This is a genomic window from Variovorax sp. PBS-H4 (genome assembly GCF_901827205.1).
Lineage (GTDB): Bacteria > Pseudomonadota > Gammaproteobacteria > Burkholderiales > Burkholderiaceae_C > Variovorax.
On record NZ_LR594675.1, the window covers coordinates 691261 to 713102 of the forward strand.

At 65.4% G+C, this 21842-nt stretch carries 19 protein-coding genes; 7 read left to right on the top strand and 12 right to left on the bottom strand.

The window, feature by feature from the left end:
- Positions 1 to 198: 198 nt before the first annotated feature.
- From E5CHR_RS03340 to E5CHR_RS03365, 6 genes are all read right to left on the bottom strand, one after another.
- Positions 199 to 2313: a hypothetical protein gene (locus tag E5CHR_RS03340; protein WP_162578365.1), complete on the bottom strand. Its 2115-nt coding sequence runs from the start codon at positions 2311 to 2313 to the stop codon at positions 199 to 201.
- A complete protein-coding gene (locus tag E5CHR_RS03345; RefSeq protein ID WP_162578366.1) occupies positions 2310 to 3113 on the bottom strand; it encodes a hypothetical protein in 804 nt (267 codons plus the stop codon). The genes E5CHR_RS03340 and E5CHR_RS03345 overlap by 4 nt, the downstream gene beginning before the upstream one ends.
- On the bottom strand, positions 3110 to 3580 hold the full coding sequence (locus E5CHR_RS03350) for a hypothetical protein (protein WP_162578367.1): 471 nt from the start codon (positions 3578 to 3580) through the stop codon (positions 3110 to 3112). The genes E5CHR_RS03345 and E5CHR_RS03350 overlap by 4 nt, the downstream gene beginning before the upstream one ends.
- Positions 3577 to 4248, bottom strand: coding sequence for a hypothetical protein (locus tag E5CHR_RS03355; protein ID WP_162578368.1), 672 nt, complete (start codon positions 4246 to 4248; stop codon positions 3577 to 3579). Before E5CHR_RS03355 ends, E5CHR_RS03350 begins: the two co-directional genes overlap by 4 nt.
- Positions 4249 to 4346: 98 nt before the next feature.
- Positions 4347 to 4991: a hypothetical protein gene (locus E5CHR_RS03360; RefSeq protein WP_162578369.1), complete on the bottom strand. Its 645-nt coding sequence runs from the start codon at positions 4989 to 4991 to the stop codon at positions 4347 to 4349.
- A gap of 187 nt (positions 4992 to 5178) precedes the next feature.
- Positions 5179 to 5730 carry a hypothetical protein gene (locus tag E5CHR_RS03365; RefSeq protein ID WP_232061938.1) on the bottom strand — a complete coding sequence of 184 codons (552 nt, stop codon included), beginning with the start codon at positions 5728 to 5730 and terminating at the stop codon, positions 5179 to 5181.
- A gap of 357 nt (positions 5731 to 6087) precedes the next feature.
- On the opposite strand from E5CHR_RS03365, the gene htpG reads away from it, so the two are divergent.
- A complete protein-coding gene (htpG, locus tag E5CHR_RS03370; RefSeq protein ID WP_162578371.1) occupies positions 6088 to 8133 on the top strand; it encodes a molecular chaperone HtpG in 2046 nt (681 codons plus the stop codon).
- A gap of 54 nt (positions 8134 to 8187) precedes the next feature.
- On the top strand, positions 8188 to 9444 hold the full coding sequence (locus E5CHR_RS03375) for a cytochrome P450 (RefSeq protein ID WP_162578372.1): 1257 nt from the start codon (positions 8188 to 8190) through the stop codon (positions 9442 to 9444).
- Positions 9445 to 9520: 76 nt separating this feature from the next.
- Here the strand turns inward: E5CHR_RS03375 and E5CHR_RS03380 are convergent, their stop codons facing one another.
- The 6 genes from E5CHR_RS03380 to E5CHR_RS03405 all read right to left on the bottom strand — a co-directional run bounded on the left by E5CHR_RS03380 (position 9521) and on the right by E5CHR_RS03405 (position 14494).
- Positions 9521 to 10546 carry a serine/threonine protein kinase gene (locus tag E5CHR_RS03380; RefSeq protein ID WP_162578373.1) on the bottom strand — a complete coding sequence of 342 codons (1026 nt, stop codon included), beginning with the start codon at positions 10544 to 10546 and terminating at the stop codon, positions 9521 to 9523.
- A 13-nt stretch (positions 10547 to 10559) separates the two neighbouring features.
- Positions 10560 to 11669 carry a DUF2855 family protein gene (locus tag E5CHR_RS03385; RefSeq protein ID WP_162578374.1) on the bottom strand — a complete coding sequence of 370 codons (1110 nt, stop codon included), beginning with the start codon at positions 11667 to 11669 and terminating at the stop codon, positions 10560 to 10562.
- Between the two features lie 101 nt (positions 11670 to 11770).
- Positions 11771 to 12199, bottom strand: coding sequence for an organic hydroperoxide resistance protein (locus E5CHR_RS03390; protein WP_162578375.1), 429 nt, complete (start codon positions 12197 to 12199; stop codon positions 11771 to 11773).
- 60 nt (positions 12200 to 12259) lie between these two features.
- Positions 12260 to 12715 (bottom strand): MarR family winged helix-turn-helix transcriptional regulator, encoded by a 456-nt coding sequence (locus E5CHR_RS03395; protein WP_162578376.1) that lies wholly within the window; start codon positions 12713 to 12715, stop codon positions 12260 to 12262.
- 101 nt (positions 12716 to 12816) lie between these two features.
- Positions 12817 to 13632 (bottom strand): crotonase/enoyl-CoA hydratase family protein, encoded by an 816-nt coding sequence (locus E5CHR_RS03400; protein WP_162578377.1) that lies wholly within the window; start codon positions 13630 to 13632, stop codon positions 12817 to 12819.
- Between the two features lie 13 nt (positions 13633 to 13645).
- Positions 13646 to 14494 (bottom strand): 3-hydroxybutyryl-CoA dehydrogenase, encoded by an 849-nt coding sequence (locus tag E5CHR_RS03405; RefSeq protein ID WP_162578378.1) that lies wholly within the window; start codon positions 14492 to 14494, stop codon positions 13646 to 13648.
- A 133-nt stretch (positions 14495 to 14627) separates the two neighbouring features.
- Here E5CHR_RS03405 and purT point away from each other — a divergent pair, with 133 nt between their 5' ends.
- From purT to E5CHR_RS03430, 5 genes are all read left to right on the top strand, one after another.
- Entirely contained in the window at positions 14628 to 15830 is a 1203-nt protein-coding gene (gene purT, locus E5CHR_RS03410; RefSeq protein ID WP_162578379.1) for a formate-dependent phosphoribosylglycinamide formyltransferase, read from the top strand.
- Between the two features lie 25 nt (positions 15831 to 15855).
- On the top strand, positions 15856 to 16809 hold the full coding sequence (locus tag E5CHR_RS03415) for an alpha/beta hydrolase (protein WP_162578380.1): 954 nt from the start codon (positions 15856 to 15858) through the stop codon (positions 16807 to 16809).
- A 164-nt stretch (positions 16810 to 16973) separates the two neighbouring features.
- Entirely contained in the window at positions 16974 to 18482 is a 1509-nt protein-coding gene (locus E5CHR_RS03420) for a hypothetical protein (RefSeq protein ID WP_162578381.1), read from the top strand.
- Between the two features lie 173 nt (positions 18483 to 18655).
- Positions 18656 to 20137 carry a hypothetical protein gene (locus tag E5CHR_RS03425; RefSeq protein ID WP_162578382.1) on the top strand — a complete coding sequence of 494 codons (1482 nt, stop codon included), beginning with the start codon at positions 18656 to 18658 and terminating at the stop codon, positions 20135 to 20137.
- A gap of 109 nt (positions 20138 to 20246) precedes the next feature.
- Positions 20247 to 21656, top strand: a complete 1410-nt coding sequence (locus E5CHR_RS03430) for a hypothetical protein (protein ID WP_162578383.1) — start codon at positions 20247 to 20249, stop codon at positions 21654 to 21656.
- Positions 21657 to 21842 lie beyond the last annotated feature (186 nt).

The window sequence follows — 21842 nt, forward strand, 5'->3', positions numbered from 1 at the left end:
ACCGAGGCGGCGAAGAAGGTGGGCGTCACAATCACGCCCGGTCTTCGCATATCGGCAGCGACACCTCCAACTTGAAGCCTCACGGCCGGCATGGCCGTGTACCTGGCCGGAGTAAATCCGACGGGAGAGTCCTGCGCAATCAGCCGAAAGTTCGCTTGCGCGGATTGGAGGCGCGCGGCCCGCCGCGTTACCGAGCGCTCAACGCTCTTTCTGCACCGGGTAGTCTGCCGTCGCGGTATCGCGCACACGCACCTCTATGCGACGCGAGGGAGCGCCGGCGCTGCTCCACGGCAGGGGCAGGTTGTCCTGAACCAGTTCGATCTCATGGGAGCCTGCCACCACTTGCGGAAAGCTGTAGAAGCCTTGTGCATCGGTGCGCGCCACGTAGCGGCGGTCCAGCACCACCGTCATGTTGGCGACGCCTCCCTCGCTGGCTTCGCGGCGGCCGTTGCCGTCCTGGTCGAAAAACACATGGCCTTCGACCCGGCCCGCGCCACTGCCCGGCGTGCCGCCGATCGGTGCACTGGCCAGCCCGCTGCGGCTCTCGTAGCGAAGCGCGACCATGAAGCTGCGGCTCGAAGGCGTGGTCAGAACCGGCGCCTGCGTCGCAGCGGAGAGCGCCGAGATCACGGCCGGATTGAGTGATTCCTGCCCATGCGCCGCGGTGTACTGGGCGATGAAAGACCACCCCAGTCCCAGTGGCCAGCTCACGCGCGCGTTGGCGCTCAGGAAGCGCGCGCTGATCTCGCCCGCGCCGTTGCTGCCGCGCAGGCTGAGGTCCAGGCGCGCACCGGCCGGCAGTGGCGTCGTGCCGAGCAGGCCCCAGTACGCCGTGCGCCGGTCGATTCCTTGTTCGCGCGAATGCTCCAGGGCCAGGGAGGTTGACAGCGACTGCGTTTCGCCCACGCTCCAGGCATGGTCGAAGCCGGTGCGCAGCACGCGCAGGTCGGTGCCGTGGGCGACATCGGTGCGCCACTGCGTGTAGCCCCAGTCGGACTTGTGCTCCCACGTGAGCTGCATCGACTGTGCGGCGAAGGTGCCGCTGCGCGCGGCCAAGGTGGCGGAGACCGCGTCGCGCGAATCGAAGCGCCAGCGGCCGAAGAGATTGCCGAAGACTGAGCTGCGCCGCTGGCCACTGACGCTGTCGCTGAACTCGACATTGCCACCCAGTTGCCATTGCCGCGTCGCGATGTCGCCGCGCCAGGAAGCGCCGCGCAGGTCGTTCGGCAGCGAGTCGCTGCCCCAGCGCAGCAAGGGCTCGAAATAGAAAACCGAGGCGCCCTGCTGCATCAGCTCGCTGCGCCAGGCCGCGTCGACCCAGGCGCCCGTGGCCGAATCCCGCGGCGCCAGCGAGCCGGCATCCGAAGGCCGGCCCTCGCTGCGCGCAAGGTTGGCCTGGATGCGCATGCCGCCCACCTTGTCGGCGATGCCGCCGAAGCCGCTGCCCAGGGCGTCGGCCCAGGGCGCCAGCCCCTGCCACGCCAAGGCGCTCCAGAGCGAACGCGTGTTCTGCGCGTAGCCGGGCACCCCGTTCTGGTTGACGTCGCGTGTCTCGACCATCTGCACCGCCGCATCGACCCGGCCGACCGCCATCGGGCCTGTGCCGTCGACCAGCGAGGTTTGCGCGCCCATTCCTGCAGCGCTGCCGCGCCCGGTGGTGAAGCCCTGGAAGTTCAGCCCGTCGAAGTACCCCAGTCGGCCGGCCGAGGCATTGAAGCTGGTGCGCCCCGGCTGCTCCAGCGTGGCGGCGGCGCCCTCGATCGGCAGGCTCGGGAGGTAGACCCGGCCGACGCCGCGCGCCAGCGGTGTGCTCCCCATGTTGATGTTGCCGACGCTGTTGTTGCCGAGCCAGCCCCCGTCGAAGGGCATGCCGCGCTGGTCGATGCGCCAGGTGCTGCCGGTGCGATAGCTGTAGGGCACGACCGTCGCAGGCGTGCCCGTGCTGCCGAAGAAGCCGAGGCCGGAGACCGGTGCGCTGTCGCGGTTCAGGTTGAAGTTGGCCGAGAGGGTGCCGTGATCGGGCGTGTCGAGGTGGCCGGAAAACAGCAGCGACTGGCTGCCCTGGTGCACCACGCCGCTCTGCCGGGTCGACTGCCCTTCCACGCTCCAGTCGCGCGGCCAGCCGGCTTCGCGGGGACTCGCCGCGTCGTCGCCGTTCACCGCCTGAGGACTGTCGTCGAGCACGCGGTCGACGTACTCGGCGGCGGCTGATGCCCCAGCCGGTGACGCCGATTGCGCCCATGCAGCCGCGCCGGCCAGGGCCGCGCCCGCCCAGCACAGTCGGAGGGCGTGGCGCGCGAGCATTCGTGTCACGGCGCGAATCGCTGCTCGATGGCCATCGAACCCTTGCGGCCCCATTCCAACTTGCCGCTGACGGCGAGCGGGTAGCGGATCGCGACGGCCGTCTCGGTGTCACCGGGCTTGGTCGCGACCAGTGTGACTTCGCGTGTCTCGCCCGCCATGACGGGTGTTGTGGCGGCCTGCAGCTCGAGCGCGGTGCCGTCGGCGTCCTTGCCGCCGAGGAAGCCCGCGAGGCGGCCGTGCGCGTTGCCGGTGTTGCGCACCTTGAGCACGGGCGTGGGGCGGCCGTCGACGGTCTTGACGGTGGTGCCTGCCAGTTCCAGCACTGGCGCCACCTCCCCTACGGCGACATACACGATGACCCCGATTCGCGCGCCCAGCGCAATCGGCATGCCTGGCGCCGCGGTGGGCTGCTGGCCTTCGATCATCACGGCGAAGCGGCACTCCATCGGCGGCGTGTCGGCCGGCGGCGTCACCTGGAAGCGGAAGCGGTAGGGCCGCCCGGGCGTGATGCTGAGCTCGCGACGTTCGATCGCAACCCAGGGGCGGCAGCTGCCGGGCAGCAGTTCGTCGCTGAAGTCGACCGAGCCATCGGGACGCAATGTCCAGTCAGCAGTCTTGAGCCTGTAGGCAGCGGCGCGCTCGTCGCGGTGCGTCAGCTCGAGCACTTCGCCTACCCGATCGCCAGGCTTGACGGACAGCTCGAAGCGCGGCGGCGAGACGGCCAGCGAAAACTGGGCCTGGGCAGGAAGGACGACCGCCACCCATGCGGCAAAGGCGGCGGCGATGCGGAAGGCGGTAAGGCGTGTCAAGGCGTGACCTCGATCTCGAAGAAGAACTGGAGCGATTGCGCGCGCTCGACCGCACGCCCGTCGGCCGTGAGGTCGAGCGCGATGCTTTCCTGCAGGAAGGGCTCGCGCACGACCCCCTCGAACACCAGGGTGCGGCCGCCGCCGCGCACGGTGCCGGGGAGCAGCCGGCCCTGCGTGCGCCAGGTGGCGGTCATCTTTTCGTCCAAGGTCGGTGCCAGGCCCATGTAGAGTCGTGCGGAGCGGTTCAACCAGGGCGAGAGGTTGAGCCGCAACGCAACCGTGACGCGCCCGTCGACCGTGTTGTCCCCGGCTCGCCCGGGCGCCAACTGGCGCCACCGCATCGGCGTCCTGGGCTGGCTCAGGTAGGTGCCGGTGTCGTCGACCCGGTAGGTGGCGGCGTGGGCTGTGGCGGGCAGCGCGGCGACCACGAGGGCGGCAAGCGGCCAGTGAAGATGGCCGAATTTCATGGTGCGCTCAGCGTGAAAGTTGCACGCCCGGTGAAGGTGCCCGCGGGCACGAGCGCGGTGTTCAGGTAACGGAAGGCCAGGCAGCTCTCGAACCACGTATTGCGCGTGACCGTGAGCAGGGTCTGCGCGCCACCCGTGAACGCGCCGCTCGGCAGGCTCGGCGTGGCGTCTCCATTGCCCGACGAGGTCCACGCGATGTTGTTGAAAGCGAGGGTGGCGCCGCTGGCGTTGATCAGGGCCGCAGGCGTGCTGACACTCAGGGTCGCGTCGCTGCCGCCGCTGCCGTTTCCCGGCCGCCGATAAAAGCCGCCGACGTACACCTGCCCGGTCGTGGCAGGCGAGGTGCAGAAGGCGCGGCCATCCCACGCACTTGCCGTGACCGTGTTGTCGGTCGTCATGTTCTGCGCGGCGCCGGAGCCGATCTGGCCGCTCGGCACTGTGACCGAGGCGGTGTTGACGGTCGTGTTGTTGCCGGGCGTGCCGCCGTTGTTGAAGTTGCCGCCCGTCATCGTTCCCGCGCCGACCTGCAGGAAGAGCGCTTGGGCGCCGGGGGTGATGTCGACCGTATAGCCGTGCGCCGCGGACAGGCCCGCAGCGCACAGTGCCGCGGCCACCCCCCGCAAGGGCAATCGTCCGGGACGTCGAAAGAAGGCTTGCGAGGTTTTCACGGTCGGCGCTGCCGCGCTGCAGTGGGCTCAGGACAATTCCGGCTCGGGGCGAAGTTGCCGCGAAGGCTCGTCGGTGCCTCCGAGGAGCCGCGCAGCGATCAGGGCATGGTGGCGGTGTAGGTCACCACGCCGTTGTTGCCGGCCGTGTTGCCGTAGGTCCCAGCCGGAAGCGTCGCGGTGTTGGCGTACGCGAAGGTCCATTTGCCTTCCTGACGCACGAGGCCACCGGTGGCCGTGAGCGTGGTGCCGGTGGTCGAAGCGCCGCCGCCTGCGGCAAGGTTGAAGGCCGGGTGGGCAATGCCCGTGTTGACGAATCCCGGGGTGGTGGACGCCAGAGCGCCAGACGCCACCGTGATGTCGCTCCAAGGCACGGTGGGATTGCCGGCGACGCCGGTGCTCAGAGGGCCGCTGACTCCGCTGACCAGCGTCACCGTGCCGTTGTTGCCCAGCACCCGCACAGTGACGGCGCCAGCCGTCAGGTCGCCGCCCGTGCCAGCCACTGCCGTGCCGTTGCCGACACCGCCGCCCGGCACTGCGAAGGAGATGTTGTCCACCGTCGCGTTGTTGGCATTGCTGGTCCCCGTGCCCACTTGCAGAAACAGCACTTTGGGAACAGTGATGCTGAAGTTCAGTTTCGCGCTGGCCGACAGGGCACCGGTGCCGTTCACGAGATTCGATTCGGCTTGGGCCGCAAGAGGTGCGACAGCACCGAGGACAGCAGCGATGACGAGGAGTTTTTTCATAGGAGTCCGAGAAAAGGTCAGGTTGTTGCGGTGACGCAATGTAGGTGAGTAATCGCCAAAAATGTGAACACTTAAGTTCTCATAAAAGTACCTTTGAGAGCTTTCGTTAAAAAGTGGCGGTGCTGCTTCGGTCCGCCGTGCAGGGTCGATCCGCAAGGGGGATGGAAGCGCATCGGGAGTCCCTGCATCAGGGCACGGTGGCGCTGTAAACCACGAGGCCGTTGTTGGCGATCGAGTCGCCGTACGTTCCGGCTGGCAGTGCTTTCGCATTGGCGTAGGTGTAGAACCAGAGACCTTCCCGGCGCACCCTGCCGCCCGTGGCCGCCACCGTGACAGGCGTGCCGGAGCCTCCGTTGCCGCTGGTGTTGAAAGCCGGGTGCGCGATGGCGGCATTGGTGAAACCGAAGGTGGCACTCGGCAAGGCGCTCGTCGTCACGAGGATGTCGCTCCACGGCACCGTCGGGTTGCCGGCGATGCCGCTGCTCAGCGCGCCGGTGGTGGCGTTGTTGAGCGAGATGTCGCCACTGTTGCCGACCAGGCGGACGGTGACGATGCTGGAGCCGAAGAGGTCGCCACCGGTGCCTGCCAACGGCGCGCCATTGCCGACGCTGCCTGCGGGTACGGCAAAGACGATGTGGTCCACCGTTGCATCGGTGGCGTAACTTGTGCCGGTCCCCACTTGCAGGAACAGAGTCTTGGGAACGGTGATGCCGAAGTTGAGCTTTGCGCTGGCCGACAAGGGATTCGCATTCGTGCCGGTCGACAAGTTCGATTCAGCCCGCGCTGCCATGGACGCGAAGGCGGCAAGCGCAGCCGCCAAAAGAAGTCTTCTCATCATGTTCCCAGGGGCAAAAGGTGGGCAATGTAGGCGACAAAATCCTGTTTTTCTTAAAACCTAAGTACTCACATGCCCCTGGGAGAGTTCTTTGGTTTGCGAGTGAAGACAGGTGTTTTCCCTAGGCAAGCACGACCACTTTTCAGGTGGCGGAGTCAAGCCTCGTCAGACCACCACCGCTTTGATTCGCGCGGGCGTGGTCTTGTAAAGTTCTCTGTTCGCCCCGAGTTCACCCACGTTTCCATTTCTCTCGAGCCAGTCATGACGCTTTCCAAGACCAAACTTCCTTTCCAGGCCGAAGTCGCCCAGCTGCTCCACCTGGTGACGCATTCGCTCTACTCGAACAAGGAAATCTTCCTGCGCGAGCTGATCTCGAATGCCTCCGATGCCTGCGACAAACTTCGCTTCGAAGCCATCGACCAGCCGGCGCTCTACGAGGACCAGCCCGCGCTGGAAGTGCGCGTGTCCTTCGACAAGGACGCCAAGACCCTCACCATCGTCGACAACGGCATCGGCCTGTCGCAGCAGGAAGCCATCGACAACCTGGGCACCATCGCCAAGAGCGGCACCAAGGAGTTCATGAGCAAGCTCTCGGGCGACCAGAAAGCCGACGCGCAACTGATCGGCCAGTTCGGCGTGGGCTTCTATTCAGGCTTCATCGTGGCCGACAAGATCACGGTGGAGTCGCGCCGCGCCGGCCTGCCCGCCGAAGAAGGCGTGCGCTGGGTCAGCGGCGGCGCCGGCGACTTCGAGGTCGACACCATCACCCGCCCGCAGCGGGGCACCAGCGTGACCTTGCACCTGCGCGACGATGCCGAGGAGTACCTGAACCTCTGGAAGCTCAAGTCCGTCATCTCCAAGTACTCCGACCACATCTCCCTGCCCATCCTGATGGAGAAGGAAGAGTGGAAGGAAGGAGAGGACAACAAGGGCGGCGAGATGGTCAAGACCGGCGAGTGGGAGCCGGTGAACCAGGCCAGCGCGCTGTGGAGCCGCCCCAAGAAGGACATCACGGACGAGCAGTACGTCGAGTTCTACAAGAACATCAGCCACGACTACGAGCCGCCGCTCGCCTGGAGCCACAACCGCGTCGAAGGCAACACCGAGTACACCCAGCTGCTCTACATCCCCTCCAAGGCGCCGATGGACCTCTGGAACCGCGAGAAGAGCGCGGGCGTCAAGCTCTACGTCAAGCGCGTCTTCATCATGGACGATGCCGAGGCGCTGCTGCCGAGCTATCTTCGCTTCGTCAAGGGTGTGATCGACTCCGCGGACCTGCCGCTCAACGTCAGCCGCGAGTTGCTGCAGGAAAGCCGTGACGTGAAGGCCATCCGCGAGGGCAGCACCAAGCGCGTGCTCGGCATGCTCGAAGACCTCGCGAAGAAGCAGCGCAAGACCACCACGAGCAGCGGCGATGACGGCAAGCTCGACATCGGCTCCGGCGAGTCGGTGCCCGCGCCCAACCCGGCCGACGGCGTGACCGATGTCGTCGACAAGAACGCCGACAACACCCTGGCCGCCGAGGCAGCGGCCGAGTACGGCGACGAATCGGGCAAGTACGCCAAGTTCTACGCCGAGTTCGGCGCCGTGCTGAAGGAAGGACTGGGCGAAGACTTCGCCAATCGGGAGCGCATTGCCAAGCTGCTTCGCTTCGCGTCCACCGGCAGCGATACGGTGAGTGTGAGCTTTGCCGACTACAAGTCACGCATGAAGGAAGGCCAGGAGGCGATCTACTACATCACGGCCGAGACGCTTGCCGCCGCCCGCAACAGCCCGCAACTCGAGATCTTCAAGAAGAAGGGCATCGAGGTGCTGCTGATGACCGACCGGGTCGATGAATGGGCGCTCAACTACCTCACCGAATTCGACGGCACGCCGTTGCAGAGCGTGGCCAAGGGTGCGGTCGATCTGGGCAAGCTGCAGGACGAGGCCGAGAAGAAGGCGGCCGAGGAAGCGGCCGAGGCCTTCAAGCCGCTGCTGCAGCGGCTCAAGGAGGCCCTCAAGGACAAGGCCGAGGACGTGCGCATCACCACCCGCCTGGTCGATTCGCCCGCCTGCCTGGTGGTGCAGGATGGCGGCATGAGCACCCAGCTCGCGCGCATGCTCAAGCAGGCCGGCCAGCCCGCGCCGGAACTCAAGCCGGTGCTGGAGGTGAATGCCGAGCATCCGCTGGTGAAGAAGCTCGAGGGCTCGACGCACTTCGAGGACTTGGCGAACATCCTGTTCGACCAGGCCTTGCTCGCCGAGGGCGGCCTGCCCGCCGACCCGGCGGCCTATGTGAGGCGAGTGAACGCGCTGCTGGTCTAGGCGGGAACCCGAGGCCGCGCCACCGCCCGGCCGAAATCCCGAAGGGGGCGATCCATGAACACCGGGCCTTGTGTCGTCGATCTCTCGGGCTTCGACCTGCGAAGTCCCGGCACGGCTTTCTACGAGAACCCCTACCCCTGGTATGCCGCCCTGCGCGACGCGACGCCCGTGCGCCGCATGCCCGACGGCTCGCTGCTGCTCACGCGCCATGCCGACTGTGTGGCGGTCTACAAGGACACGCACAGCTTCAGCTCCGACAAGCGCGCCGAATACGCGCCCAAGTACGGCGTCGGCAGCCCGCTCTACGAGCACCACACCACCAGCCTGGTGTTCAACGACCCGCCGCTGCACACGCGCGTACGCGGGCTGATCGCCGGGGCGCTCACGGCGCGCGCCATCGAGTCGATGGAGGACCGGCTCACGCACCTCGTCGCCGGCCTGCTCGATCGCATGGAAGAGCGGCAGCGCGCCGGTGGCGAGGTCGACCTGATCGAGGACTTCGCCGCTGCGATTCCCGTGGAGGTCATCGGCAACCTCCTGGGCGTGCCGCGCGAGGAGCGCGGCCCTTTGCGCCACTGGTCGCTTGCGATCCTCGGCGCGCTGGAGCCCCAGCCCAGCGCGGCCCAACTGGAAAGCGGCAACCGCGCCGTGACGGAAATGGTGGCCTACCTGCGCGGGCTGGTGCTCGACCGCCGCCGCCATCCGGGCGACTCCGCGCACGACGTGCTCACGCGCCTGATCGAGGGCGAGAAGGACGGCGGCGACCGGCTGACGGAGAACGAGCTCTACCAGAACTGCATCTTCATCCTCAACGCCGGGCACGAGACCACCACCAACCTGATCGGCAATGGCCTGGTCGCGCTGCTCGAATGGCCGCAGGAGAAGCAGCGGCTGCTCGACGACCCCTCCCTCATCAGAGGCGCGATCGAGGAGTTCCTTCGCTTCGAAAGCTCCAACCAACTCGGCAATCGCATCGCCACCGTCGCGACCAGCGTGGGCGGCGTCGAGGTGCAGCCGGGTACGCGGATCACGCTGTGCATCGGTGCGGCCAACCGCGACCCGGCGGCGTTCGCCGAGCCCGACCGGCTGGACATCATGCGTTCGCCCAATCGCCACCTGGCCTTCGGCTCCGGCACGCACCAATGCGTGGGCATGAACCTCGCGCGGCTGGAAGCGCGTGTCGCCATCTCGGCATTCCTTGCGCGCTTCCCGGATTACCAGCTTTGCGGGCCGGTGGTGCGCGGCGGGCGTGTGCGCTTTCGCGGCTACCTTCGGGCGCCGCTGAGCCTGGGGCTGCCGATCGAGTCTTAGGCGAACCGTCTATGGACGGCTGCTCATGGCGCACAGCGGCCCGGAGAACCCGTGGTGCAGAGCTTCGCCGACGCGCTCACGCGTACAGCGGCTCCTCCGCCATCGCCTCGCACTGGTCCTGCAGCATCTGGATCTGCTCCTTCCAGTAGTCGCTCGTGCCGAACCACGGAAAGTTGATCGGAAAGATCGGGTCTTGCCAGCGCCGTGCGAGCCAGGCGCTGTAGTGGATCTGGCGCAGGGTCCGCAGCGGCTCGATCAGCGCCAGCTCTCGCCGGTCGAAGGGGCGAAACTGTTCGTAGCCTTCGAGCAGGCCGCTGAGCTGGGCCGTGCGCTGGGCGCGGTCGCCCGACAGGAGCATCCACAGGTCCTGCACCGCGAAGCCGGCGCGGGCGTCGTCGAGGTCGACGAAGTGCGGGCCTCCGTCCGGGCGGTCGGTCGGGGTCCAGAGGATGTTGCCGGGGTGCACATCGCCGTGCACCCGCAGCTTCTGCAGCTCGGTGTAGGTGTCGGCACCGAGCGCGGTGAGGGCGATCATTTCGAAGGCCTCGGTGCACGCCTTCTCCCAGTCGCGCTGCACGTCCAGCGGGATCATCTCGTGCTCGAGCAGCCAGTCGCGCGAGGCCAGGCCGAAGGTCTGGAGGTCGAGCGCCGGCCGCTCGACGAAGGGCCGCGCCGCGCCCACCGTGTGGATGCGCGCGAGGAAGCGGCCCACCCATTCCAGCACCTCGAAGTCGTCCAGCTCCGGCTGGCGCCCGCCTCGGTAGGGGCTCACGCTGAAGGCAAAGCCGCCGTGGTGGTGCAGCGTGCCGCCATTGATCGCGAGGGGCGCGACCGCGGGGATCTCGGCGGCAGCCAGCTCGGCGGCGAAGCGGTGTTCCTCGGCGATCTGAGCATCGTTCCAGCGGCCCGGCCGGTAGAACTTGAGCACCACGGCGCGGCCATCTTCGAGGTGCGCCTGGTAGACGCGGTTCTCGTAGGAGTTCAGCGCCGTCAGGCGGCCGTCGCCGTAGAGGCCCAGCCCCGCGAGCGCGTCCAGCACCACCTCGGGCCTGAGCGATTCGTACGGATGGGTGCTGGCTGATTGCTGCTCTGCGGAAGTCATCCGCCCATTGTCGCTACCTGGAGAGCGACAGGATATGTCCCTTGCGCGGATCGCCGCGGCCGGACAGCACCTGGGCATAGGCGGCCTGCACCGCCTCCGCGCCTTCGTGATGCTCGGCCACCAGCCAGGGCGCCGTCGGCTGCGCCACGGTCGCGAGGAAACCCTGCCAGGCCTGCACCATGCGCTGGCCGAAGGCTTCGGGGCCCCATTCCTCGGTGCGCTTCTTGATCTGGGCCGGCGCGAAGAAGAACGCGGCGCGCGGGCCCGGCAGTTCCTTGGCGCTGCCGGCCGGCGCGAGCTGCTCCAGGTGCGTGCCGCCGATCACGCAGTCGTGGCGCAGCTGCGAGAAGCGCGTGTGGATGGCCCGCCGCAGCTCGCCGTTGCCCGAGAAATCCACGTACACGCAGGCGGCATCGGCCGCCACCTGATCGAGCTCCTCGTAGGCCAGCACGCGGTGGTAGCAGCCCAGGCTCTCGCAGAAGGCCTTGTTCGCCGCCGACGTGAGGCCGACCACCTCGATGCCCTCGCGCCCATGCATCTGCGAGGCCGTGCCGTAGGCCGTCTTGCTCGAGGCACTGGAAAGCAGGGCGATACCGGGCCGCGCGCCGAAGAAATCGTTGTCCTCGAAGAAGTCGTCGATGAGCCAGGAGGTGATGAAGAGCGGGCGCAGCAGGGCCTGCAAGTCTTCGGACTCCGAGGTATAGAGCGGATCGGCGGCGCAGCGCAAATACTGGTTGTAGACCGCCGGCAGGGCGGCCCGGTGCGGCGCACCGTCGGCGAAGCGCGCGGGAGAGAGCCGCCCGGGCGAAAGCACCAGGCTGGAGGCCATCGGCACATATCCGTAGAGCCGCTCGCCCACTGCAACGCCCGGGTGCAGCGACTGCACGACCGAACTGAATCCCCAGACCGGGATGCAGCCCCAGCCTTCCTCCCCGGTCGGAAAGAACTGCCAGTAGTTCATCGAGTCGCCAAAGGCGGCATAGGTGATGTTGTTGGATGTGAGCGCGAAGCGGTCGATGCGCAGCCGGACCTGCCCTTCGGCCAGTGCTGCGTCCTGAGACGTGTGCACGCGCGTGGAAGAAAGATCGTCCTTGCGGATCAGCAGCTGGGTGGTGGTGCTCATGAAAGGCACCATAGCGCGAAGCCGCGGCCGCTGCATGAAAAAAGCCCGGCGCCGCGTCACCTGGGTGACGTGGCGCCGGGCCGTGCCAGCGTGAGCCGCTGTCAGGCGATCGCGAGCTCGACCTCGATGTTGCCGCGCGTGGCGTTCGAGTACGGGCAGACCTGGTGGGCGGTCTCGACCAGCAGCTTCTTCTGAGCGTCGTCCAGGCCTGGCAGCGTGATCGCCAGCTTCACGGCGATGCCGTAGGCCTTGCCGCCATCCGTCGGGCCGAGCGAAACGCTGGCGTCGACGGCGACGTCTTCCGGCACCTTGACATTGACCTTGGGCGCCACCGCTTTCATCGCACCGATGAAGCACGCCGAATAGCCGATCGCGAACAGCTGCTCGGGGTTGGTGCCGGGCTTGCCGGAGCCGGGCGGATTGAGCTTGACCTCGAGCGCGTTGTCGCTGGACTGGCCGGCGCCGCCGTCACGGCCGCCGGTGGTGTGGGACTGGGCGGTGTACAGGACCTTGTCGAGCTGCTTGACCATGGTGATTCCTTCAGGTTGGTGGTGGAAAAGAATGCTTCGATGCCGAAGCGAGTGGGAAATCTACGCGGCCGCCTTCACGCGGTCGCGCAATTGCTGGAGCTGCTGCGTGAGCGCCACCAGCTCGTCGACGGAGCACTGGCTCGCGGCCATCAGGCAGGCCGGAACCGAAGCCGCGCGCGCCTTGAGCCTGCGCCCGGCCGTGGTGAGGCTGACGTGCACGCGGCGCTCGTCGGCCAGGTCGCGGATGCGTGCCACCAGACCGTTCGACTCGAGCCGCTTGAGCAGCGGCGTCAGCGTGCCCGAGTCGAGCGACAGGCGCTCGCCCAGTTCGGAGACCATGAGGCCGTCACGCTCCCACAACACCAGCATCACAAGGTACTGGGGGTAGGTGAGCTTGAGCTTGTCGAGCAGCGGCTTGTACAGCTTGGTCATCGCCAGCGAGGCGGAATAGACCGCGAAGCACAGCTGGTTGTCGAGCCGAAGCATCTCGTCGGCGGTGGGAGCTTTGGAAAGCATGGATTGAATTGTAGAGAACAATTAAATTGCGTGCAACTTAATCGCGAAAGAAGGTCCGGCATTGTCTTGCCTCCTCCTCGGCGAGGGGAGGAGGCAAGTCATCAGCGTCCGCTGAAGCGGGCCGGTCGGCGCTCGACGAAGGAGCGAACCCCTTCCGCTGCATCCTCGCTGTTGGCCAGCCGCTGCTGCACCCCGATGAAGTCTTCGACAGCCGCCAGCGGCCCCTGCTCGATGGCCTTGATGACATTGAGCCGCGTCGCCACCACCGCCAGCGGCGCTTGAGCTGCAATGCGCTGGGCGATGCGCAGCGCCTCGTCCAGCTCCTGCCCGGCCGGCACCACCTTCTGCACGAAATTCAGGCGAAACGCCTCGGCGCTGCCGAATTCATCCGCCGTGAGCAGGTGCAGCATGGCGTTGCCCAGCCCCGCGCGCTCGGCCATGCGCAGCGTGGCGCCGCCCGTGGCCATGATGCCGCGCTGCACCTCCATCTGCGAAAAGCGGCAGTTGTCCGCCGCCACCACGATGTCGGCGCCCAGCATGAGTTCGATGCCGACGGTAAAGCAGATGCCCTTGACCGCCACCACCATCGGTTTCGTGCGGCGACGATAGCCGGCGGTCCCGAAGTTGTGCGGCTCCACCAGCCCTTCGGGAATCGCCTTCTCGCCGCGCTTCATGTATTGCGCCACGGCCGGCAGGTCCAGCCCTGCCGTGAAATGATCGCCGAAGGCATGCAGCACGCCCACGCGCAGCGCCGGGTCGTCGTCCAGCCGCGTGTAGGCCTCGGCCAGCTCGCGGAACATGCGCGGCGTCCAGCCGTTGCGCTTGGCGGGGCGGTTGATGCCGATCAGCAGCACATGGTCGAGCACCTGGGTGTCGATGCAGCCTTCGAGCGGCGGTGTCGTGGGCACGGCTGTCATGGTGTCTCCGTCGTCAGTAGGTGTAGACCCCGCGCCCCGTCTTGCGCCCCAGCTGCCCCGCGGCAACCATCTCCTTGAGCAGCGGGCACGGCCGGTATTTGGAGTCGCCGAATTGCGCCAGGTACACCTCCATCACCGCCAGGCACACATCGAGCCCGATCATGTCCGCCAGTGCGAGCGGGCCGATCGGCTGGTTGCAGCCCAGCTTCATGCCGGCATCGATGTCCTCGGCCGTTGCGAGCCCTTCGGCGAGCACGAAGAAGGCCTCGTTGATCATCGGCACCAGGATGCGGTTGACCACGAAGCCCGGCGCATTCTTCACCGTGATCGGCGACTTGCCCAGGCGCACGGCCAGCGCCTTCACCGCGTCGTGCGCGGTGTCGCTGGTCAGGTAGCCGCGGATGATCTCCACCAGCGCCATCATCGGGACCGGGTTGAAGAAGTGCATGCCGATGAAGCGGTCCGGCCGCGAGGTGGCGGCGGCGAGCTGTGTGATGGAAATGGACGACGTGTTGGACGCGATGATGGCCTCGGGCGCCAGCAGCCCATCGATCTGCTTCAGGATCTTCAGCTTGAGCTCGTGGTTCTCGGTCGCAGCCTCGATCACGAGCTCGGCGGCCTTCAGGTCCTCGTAGTTCGTCGAACCCTTGATCAGCGCCAGCGCGGCGTCCTTCTGCGCGGCGCTCAACTTGTCCTTCTTGATCAGCCGGTCGAGGCTGCCGGCCACCGTGGCCAGCCCCTTGTCCACCGCGGGCTGCGCGATGTCGACCATGACGACGTTGACGCCCGCGACGGCGCAGGCCTGGGCAATGCCGTTGCCCATCGTGCCGGCGCCGATGATGCCGACGGTCTGGATAGCCATGTGAAATGCTCCTTGAACTGAAACCCGCGATTGTGGAACAGCGCGCGCCGGCTAGGTGTTGCCGCCGGTGACAGCGGCGTTGATTCAAAATGCCGCGATCTTCATTTGACCCACTCACCGCGACGGATCGCCCATGACCCCCCTTGGCACGCCCCTGACCTCCACCGCCACCCGCGTCATGCTGCTCGGCTCCGGCGAGCTCGGCAAGGAGGTGCTGATCGCGCTGCAGCGCCTCGGCGTCGAGACCATCGCGGTGGACCGCTACGAGAACGCCCCCGGCCAGCAGGTCGCCCACCATGCACGCACCATCGCGATGAGCGACCCGGCGCAGCTGAAGGCGCTGATCGAATCTGAGAAGCCGCAGCTGGTGGTGCCCGAGATCGAGGCCATCGCCACGCCCATGCTGCAGCAGCTGGAGGACGCCGGCACCGTGCAGGTGATCCCGACCGCGCGCGCCGCGCGCCTGACGATGGACCGCGAAGGCATCCGCCGCCTCGCGGCCGAGACGCTGAACCTGCCCACCAGCCCCTACGAGTTCTGCGACTCGCTGGCCGAGCTGCAGGCGGCCATCGACGCAGGCATCGGCTACCCGTGCATCGTCAAGCCCGTCATGAGCAGCTCCGGCAAGGGCCAGAGCCGCATCGACGGCCCGGCGGACGTGCAGAAGGCGTGGGACCACGCCATGGCCGGCGGGCGCGTGAGCCACGGCCGCGTGATCGTCGAGGGCTTCATCGATTTCGACTACGAGATCACGCTGCTGACCGTACGCGCACTGGCCGCTGATGGCACGGTGCACACGCAGTTCTGCGCGCCCATCGGCCATGTGCAGGTCAGCGGCGACTATGTCGAGAGCTGGCAGCCGCAGCCGATGGCACCGGCCGCGCTCGAGAAGGCCCGGCAGATCGCCCAGGCGGTCACGGCCGACCTGGGCGGGCAGGGCCTGTTCGGCGTCGAGCTCTTCGTCAAGGGCGAAGAGGTCTGGTTCAGCGAGGTCAGCCCGCGGCCGCACGACACCGGCATGGTCACCATGGCCACCCAATGGCAGAACGAGTTCGAGCTGCATGCCCGCGCCATCCTCGGCCTGCCGGTCGACACCACGCTCAAGAGCCCGGGCGCCAGCGCCGTCATCTACGGCGGCGTGGACGCGCAGGGCATCGTCTTCGAAGGCGTGGCCCATGCGCTGCAGGTGCCGGGCAGCGATGTGCGCCTGTTCGGCAAGCCAGAGAGCTTCGTCAAGCGGCGCATGGGCGTTGCGCTCGCGCATGCCGCCGACGTCGAGACGGCGCGGCGCAACGCCAAGGAAGCCGCTTCGCGCGTCAAGCCGCGCGTCGCCTGAATTTCCCCAAGCAGGAGTCTTTGCCATGCTGCATCCCCAGGCCCAGGCCTTCATCGATCTGCTCGTCGAGCGCAAGGTGCCGCCGACCCACACGCTCACGCCGGAGGACGCGCGCAAGTTCTACCGCGAGCGCCGCGCGGTGACGCAGCCCGAGCCCAGCCAGGTCGCGGAAGTGCGTGAGTTGAGTGCGCCGGGCCCGCAGGGCGCAATCCCGTTGCGGTACTACCGTCCGCTCGGCAGCGAGGCCGGGGCGGTGCTGCCGGTGCTGGTCTACTACCACGGGGGAGGCTGGACCATTGGCGACCTCGACACGCACGACACCCTTTGCCGGGAGCTCTGCAATCTCTCCGGCTGCGCGATGGTGGCGGTCGACTATCGCATGGGCCCGGAGCACCGCTTCCCTGCGGCGGTCGACGATGCGCTGGCCGCCACCTATTGGGTGCGCGAGCAGGCGGCGACGCTGGGCGTCGATGCGAGCCGTCTCGCGGTCGGCGGCGACAGCGCGGGCGGCAACCTCGCGGCCGTCGTCGCGATTGCGGCACGCGATGCCGGCGACCTGCCGATCGCCTTCCAGCTGCTGATCTATCCCGCCACCGACATGCGGCGCGTGCACCCCTCGCACACCAGCAACGGCCAGGGCTATGTGTTGACCAGCGACACCATCCGCTACTTCCACGACCACTACATCGACGACCCGCGGCACGACCTCGACTGGCGCGCCTCGCCGCTGCTGCACCCCGACCTGTCGCGGCTGCCGCCTGCCTTGGTCCTGACCGCCGGCTACGACCCGCTGCGCGACGAGGGCCTGGACTATGCGCGCGCCCTGACCGCGGCCGGCAACCGCGCGGTGCAGGTCTGCTTCGAGCGGCAGATCCACGGCTTCATCACCATGGGCCGGCTGATCGACGAGGCGAACGCGGCGGTGTCGATGTGCGCGGCCGAACTGCGGCGAGCGCTTGGAAGCAGGCCCGCGTATTGAGTATTGAATGAATGGGCGGGGTGCACGACGCCTCGCCCGCGAGCCGCATGCAGTCATTGCTGACGAGGGGCAATGGAACGATTTGCGCAACGGTGCCACCTATTAAGTTCTCGCGTGGCACGCGAAGCGCCTTTCCAAAACTACAGCCCTACAGGAACACAAATATGCGATTCTTCTCCGCCATTCAAAACATAGTCACGCGTCCGCAGCAATACACCGTGCTCAACAACGGACCGACAGAGCCCGACGACTGGAAGGCCAGGCTCGCCGCGCAATTGCCTCCTCTGCATGCCAGGTCTCCATTCGACCAACTGATCAGCGACTATCTCACCGAGGACGAGAAGCCGGACCTGAGTTCCCTGATCTGCGAATGCATGAAGCACGGGAACGTGGACGTGCTCGCCTGCGTCCTGGCGCACGAGGACATCAAGACCCTGTGCATAGAAGGTCCCATAGATGAGCGAGGATGGAAAACCTTTGCCAAGGCCATGCCGGACAGTCTCCTTGTCGAGGAACTGGAGCTGTCGGAAGTGACTCTCGACGAGTCCAAGTGCAAACTGTTGTTCAACAATGTGCTGATTCGAATGCCTGCACTGGAGAGCTTGTCCCTGACCAGAGTCATGGTCAAGCGCGATGGGTCGTTCGACAAATTAAAGTGCCCAGACTTGCCATTGCTCGCGAAACTGGAAGTCTGGGCCTATTCCAACCCGAACGTCAGCGTCTATCCGCTGTTGCGGGAAATTCTCAAGGCTTGCCAGCTTCGCCGCCTGAGCATCGACGCGTCAGAAGCGATCACCGGCCGCGAGCATTCAAAGCTGGCCAATCTTCTTCGTGACCAAAACCAGATGGCTTCCCTGAAACTGAAGATCGAGACACAGAAGGATTTCCAGTGCTATATGCCATTCCTTTGCGGCAAGACATCGCTCGTCGAACTGGACCTGCGAGGCTGCCGCATTCAGGGGCGCAACTTTAACCATCTGATCAAAGCGCTGTCTTTTAACCAGTCTGCGTTGGAGAGTCTCTTCGTTGGCAACTGCTCGCTCGATGGCGATCCGAGGGACAAGGAGATGGTCGTCATCGACCTCTTGCCGTTGGCCGAGTTGAAAGGCCTCAAGCATCTGGATCTCAGCGGCAATCATCTTCAGAGGCGCATAACGCTGCGGTTGCTCGTGGAGCTGAAGGCAGCGGCCACCCCTCTCGTGACCCTGAACCTGAGCGGAAACCTGATCGGACCGCCAGCCATTTCCGCGATAGCGGCCTTCCTGCGGGAGAGCAAGACGCTCCTTCGCCTTTCGTTCGAACCCTCCGTGACTCAAACCAATCTCAGGGACGTCGGTGTGATTCTGGACCTGGTTAAAGCCGTGAAGGACAACAAGTCCTTGCTGGAACTTCAGTTCCGTTGGGATCCGGTGCTTGATGAATTCCGCGCAAGCGTGGATGCCTATCTCCATCGCAACAGGTACGCTCCTCAGCAGGCCTTCATGGAGGCCGCCGTGCAAACCGCCGAGGCGTTCGTCATGCCCATGCTCGCCGGGGACCTGCAATACCCTCAGGACATGATTGGGCACATCATCAGCCAGGGGCTGACCGAACACGATGCCTTGACTCTCTCCTCGATCAACCACGCGACTCGCGCGTCGCACGAGGAGTTCTTGCGAAAAGCCGGCTCTTGAGCGACGCCTGCAGGACGCTCGCGCACCTGACGCGGCAATCCGCGCGCACCAGTCGTCCTGCGCGAGCGCAGCGGTGGTGCTGATCGCGTGGAACGATTGATCAAGCCGTGTCACCCACGAGGGTTTCCCACACTGCATGGGAAACGCTCATCAATTCCTCCGGAGTACAAATCGTGAATCCTGTCACCCGCACTCAGCGTGCGCAATTCATTTCCAGTACGGTCGGCATTCCAGCGACGAAGCCGGGCGGCTGGAAGGTCACGCTCAAGTCGAAGTTGCAGACGACTCTGCATGGAAGACCCCCAGCGTTCGAGCGTCTGATGGACCAATACGTCAGGAGCGAGCCCGCAGAAGGCAAGAGGTGCCTGAACCGTCTGATAGGGATGTGCATGAAACTTTCGGAGCCGGAGGTGTTGAAAGAAATCCTGGCAAATGAGACCGTGGAAAGCATGCAGCTGGAGGGACGGGTCGACGCGAAGGGATGGGAAACCTTGATTGCGGCAATGCCGGCCGGCTTCCCCGTCCAGGCGTTGACGCTCTCGATCATGCGCCTCGATGCTTCGGGGCTCGATCTGCTGCGCAAGGCGCTGCTCGGGATGCCGAATTTGAAGAAGCTTTTCCTCTATAAGGTGAGTGTCGAAGGTGCTTTCTCCTCCGAATGGTCGAACGGGGCCGCGTTCGAAGCACTCGAAACCGTGCATGTTGCCACCGGTTCCATACCCGAACTGGACGCCTGTGCGCTGCTATTGGGAGTCCTTGGTGCCAGCAAGGTCCGAAGTCTGAGCATTCGGATCTCCGGACTCATCACCTGCTGCCAGCATGCCAGCCTGGCCAAATCCCTTGCCCATCAAACCCGGTTGAATTCCCTGAAACTGGTTGTCGAGCAGCCATGCAACACGCCGAAGCAGCTCGGCTGCTATATGCCATTCCTTTGCGGTCAGGCATCACTCACGGCGTTGAATCTGGACGGTTGGGAGCTTGAAACAAGCGACTTCAACCGGCTGCTCGCAGCGCTGCGGAACAAGCCCGCCTTGACAAGTCTTTCGCTGCGCAATTTCACGTTTCTGAACGGGACGGAACCCGAGCCTGTTCAGATCTCTTCCTTGGCAGGCATGCGCAGTCTTCTGGATCTGGATCTCGGCGGAAACTCTTTTGAAGACGACGCGATGATCGAGTTGCTCCTTGCGCTCAAGGAGGAGCAGACGTGCCTCATGTTTCTGGGCCTGAACGGGAATTCGATCGGATCGGCAACCATTGCCGCGACGGCAGCGCTGCTGAATGCCAACACGACGTTCCTGGAGCTCTCGCTTCAGCCTGCGACCCAGCCGGATCGCGCAGGCTGGAGCCTCGACGCACTGGAGGCGTTGGTCAAGGCGTTCGAAGCGCACCCGTCGTTGCGGCGGTTTGGTGTCTTCTGGTCCGAGATTCCGGAGGCTTACCGCCGGCGCCTGGAGAGCTCTCTTGTGCGCAACTGGCATTCCTTTATGGTGAACGGGATGTGGGGGGCGTTGAACAGCGCGCGCCCTGGCTTCCCGAAAGATGTCGCCAGGCACATCTACAAACAGGGGGTGACTGAGCAAGACGCCTTGAGTATGTCCTCGGTCAACAAGGCCGCCTGGAACGAGCGCCGCGGAGGTCGTGGCGACGCCGGGTGAACCCGGTGGCATGGAACCGTTCACGCATCCGGCGTTACCCATTCAGGCTTTCGCGACCTACGCGAAAGCACTTCCATGACAGCAACCAACGAACCCGGGGATACGCAGCGTGAACTTTCTCGGCACTTCTCTCAATCGATTCGCACTTGCACGAGCGGTGCCCACGAACGTGGCCGATCCGGCCCGTACCTCATTGTCGAAGACCCGCGAGTTGAGGGACGCGTTCGACGAGCTAGTCCGCGATTACGACAGCAAAGGCCAACTGCCGGACCCGAGCCGCCTGGTCTGCGAATGCATGAGGCACCGCGAGCTGGGCGTGCTGCGCGACGCGCTGGCATTCTTCAAGGAGATGAGAGACCTGCACATACAGGGCCCGATGGATGATAAAGGGTGGGAGACTTTGGGTGATGCAATTCCCAATGGCTTCTCACTCGAGGTGCTGACGCTTTCGGATCTTGTTATTGACAGATTCACAGTCGAGCAGTGCTTCCATGCGCTGGGCAAGATGCCTGCGCTCGCCAACCTGAGCCTCCACAGGGTTGGAGCCGAGGCTGGAGTGATGAATGCTTCGGAGTGTCCAGCCTTGAACCAGCTCAAGGCCCTGAGCGTCATTGAAGCAGGCCTTTTTGAACCAAACTACACTCCAGAAAACAAAATCAGCGTCAGCGACTTGCTGATCAAGCTTCTAGGGAATTGCCAAGTCCAGAACCTGAGCATCGAAGGCCTGCGTTTCGAAAGTTTTGAAATGGAGGAGTGGTTGAAGGGCGGACCGGTTGTCACGTTTGACCAGCATGCAAGTCTGGGCGAGGTGCTCTGCCGGCAATCCGAATTGCAGGTATTGCGGATCAACCGGTGCTTCGCGTGGTCGAAGGACGAAAAAGACCTTGCGCAAAACGCGGCGCTTCATCTTGTCCGCAAAATTCCCGTGTACAAGATGCCCAGCCTTCGATTGCTGGATCTGAGCGGAAGCCGATTGCGTGACGGGACGTTGGCGTGGATCCTCAACGCGCTGGGACAAAGCGGAACTTGCCTGCGGCATCTGAACCTGCGCGGGAACTTCATCGGAGACAGCACTGTCGATGCGATGGCATTCCTGTTGATGAATAACAGGACTCTGCGGTCACTCTCATTTCAAGATGCCAAGGCCCCTGAATTGCATTGGAGCAGTCCTGAACACTTCATCAATCAGAAAAAACTGAAGAAGCTGACTGACGCGTTGGAGCACAACACGTCGTTGTGCCGTCTCGGATTCGAGGCTGCTCCCAATCTCGACCGCCGTGCCCTCCTTGCTTGTCTCGAGCGCAACAGAGAGGCCTTCAAGGTGTCTGCCCTGCGCGCGATGCTGACCAGTTCTGTGCATCGGCTCCCGAACGACCTGACCGATTACTTTGCCAATGAAGGGGCACGCTACCTGGCCGTGCGTGACGCCTTGACCCTGTCCTCGCTCAACCAGGGGGCATGGGACGCGAGCTGGGACGCGAGCCAGCGCTTCCTTCAAGGCGATGGCGCTTCAACGTGAAGCCAGCAAAGCGTGGCGCGCCCGAGCGAAAATCCCCGCACCGTGGGGCGAGGGGAGGCCGGCATGCGCCGCTACGATGACCTGGCGCGATACCGATCCGGCCCGCGTCCCAGCCCACCCCTGCATGCGGGACAACCCTCTGCCCCACGTGGACGGCCGGCCCTATAAACCGCCAATCCCACCGAG

Coding starts and splice junctions, on each gene's coding strand:
- E5CHR_RS03350 (WP_162578367.1), bottom strand. CDS start 3,580: ATGAAATTCGGCCATCTTCACTGGCCGCTTGCCGCCCTCGTGGTCGCC.
- E5CHR_RS03360 (WP_162578369.1), bottom strand. CDS start 4,991: ATGAAAAAACTCCTCGTCATCGCTGCTGTCCTCGGTGCTGTCGCACCT.
- htpG (WP_162578371.1), top strand. CDS start 6,088: ATGACGCTTTCCAAGACCAAACTTCCTTTCCAGGCCGAAGTCGCCCAG.
- E5CHR_RS03375 (WP_162578372.1), top strand. CDS start 8,188: ATGAACACCGGGCCTTGTGTCGTCGATCTCTCGGGCTTCGACCTGCGA.
- E5CHR_RS03380 (WP_162578373.1), bottom strand. CDS start 10,546: ATGACTTCCGCAGAGCAGCAATCAGCCAGCACCCATCCGTACGAATCG.
- E5CHR_RS03385 (WP_162578374.1), bottom strand. CDS start 11,669: ATGAGCACCACCACCCAGCTGCTGATCCGCAAGGACGATCTTTCTTCC.
- E5CHR_RS03390 (WP_162578375.1), bottom strand. CDS start 12,199: ATGGTCAAGCAGCTCGACAAGGTCCTGTACACCGCCCAGTCCCACACC.
- E5CHR_RS03395 (WP_162578376.1), bottom strand. CDS start 12,715: ATGCTTTCCAAAGCTCCCACCGCCGACGAGATGCTTCGGCTCGACAAC.
- E5CHR_RS03400 (WP_162578377.1), bottom strand. CDS start 13,632: ATGACAGCCGTGCCCACGACACCGCCGCTCGAAGGCTGCATCGACACC.
- E5CHR_RS03405 (WP_162578378.1), bottom strand. CDS start 14,494: ATGGCTATCCAGACCGTCGGCATCATCGGCGCCGGCACGATGGGCAAC.
- purT (WP_162578379.1), top strand. CDS start 14,628: ATGACCCCCCTTGGCACGCCCCTGACCTCCACCGCCACCCGCGTCATG.
- E5CHR_RS03415 (WP_162578380.1), top strand. CDS start 15,856: ATGCTGCATCCCCAGGCCCAGGCCTTCATCGATCTGCTCGTCGAGCGC.
- E5CHR_RS03420 (WP_162578381.1), top strand. CDS start 16,974: ATGCGATTCTTCTCCGCCATTCAAAACATAGTCACGCGTCCGCAGCAA.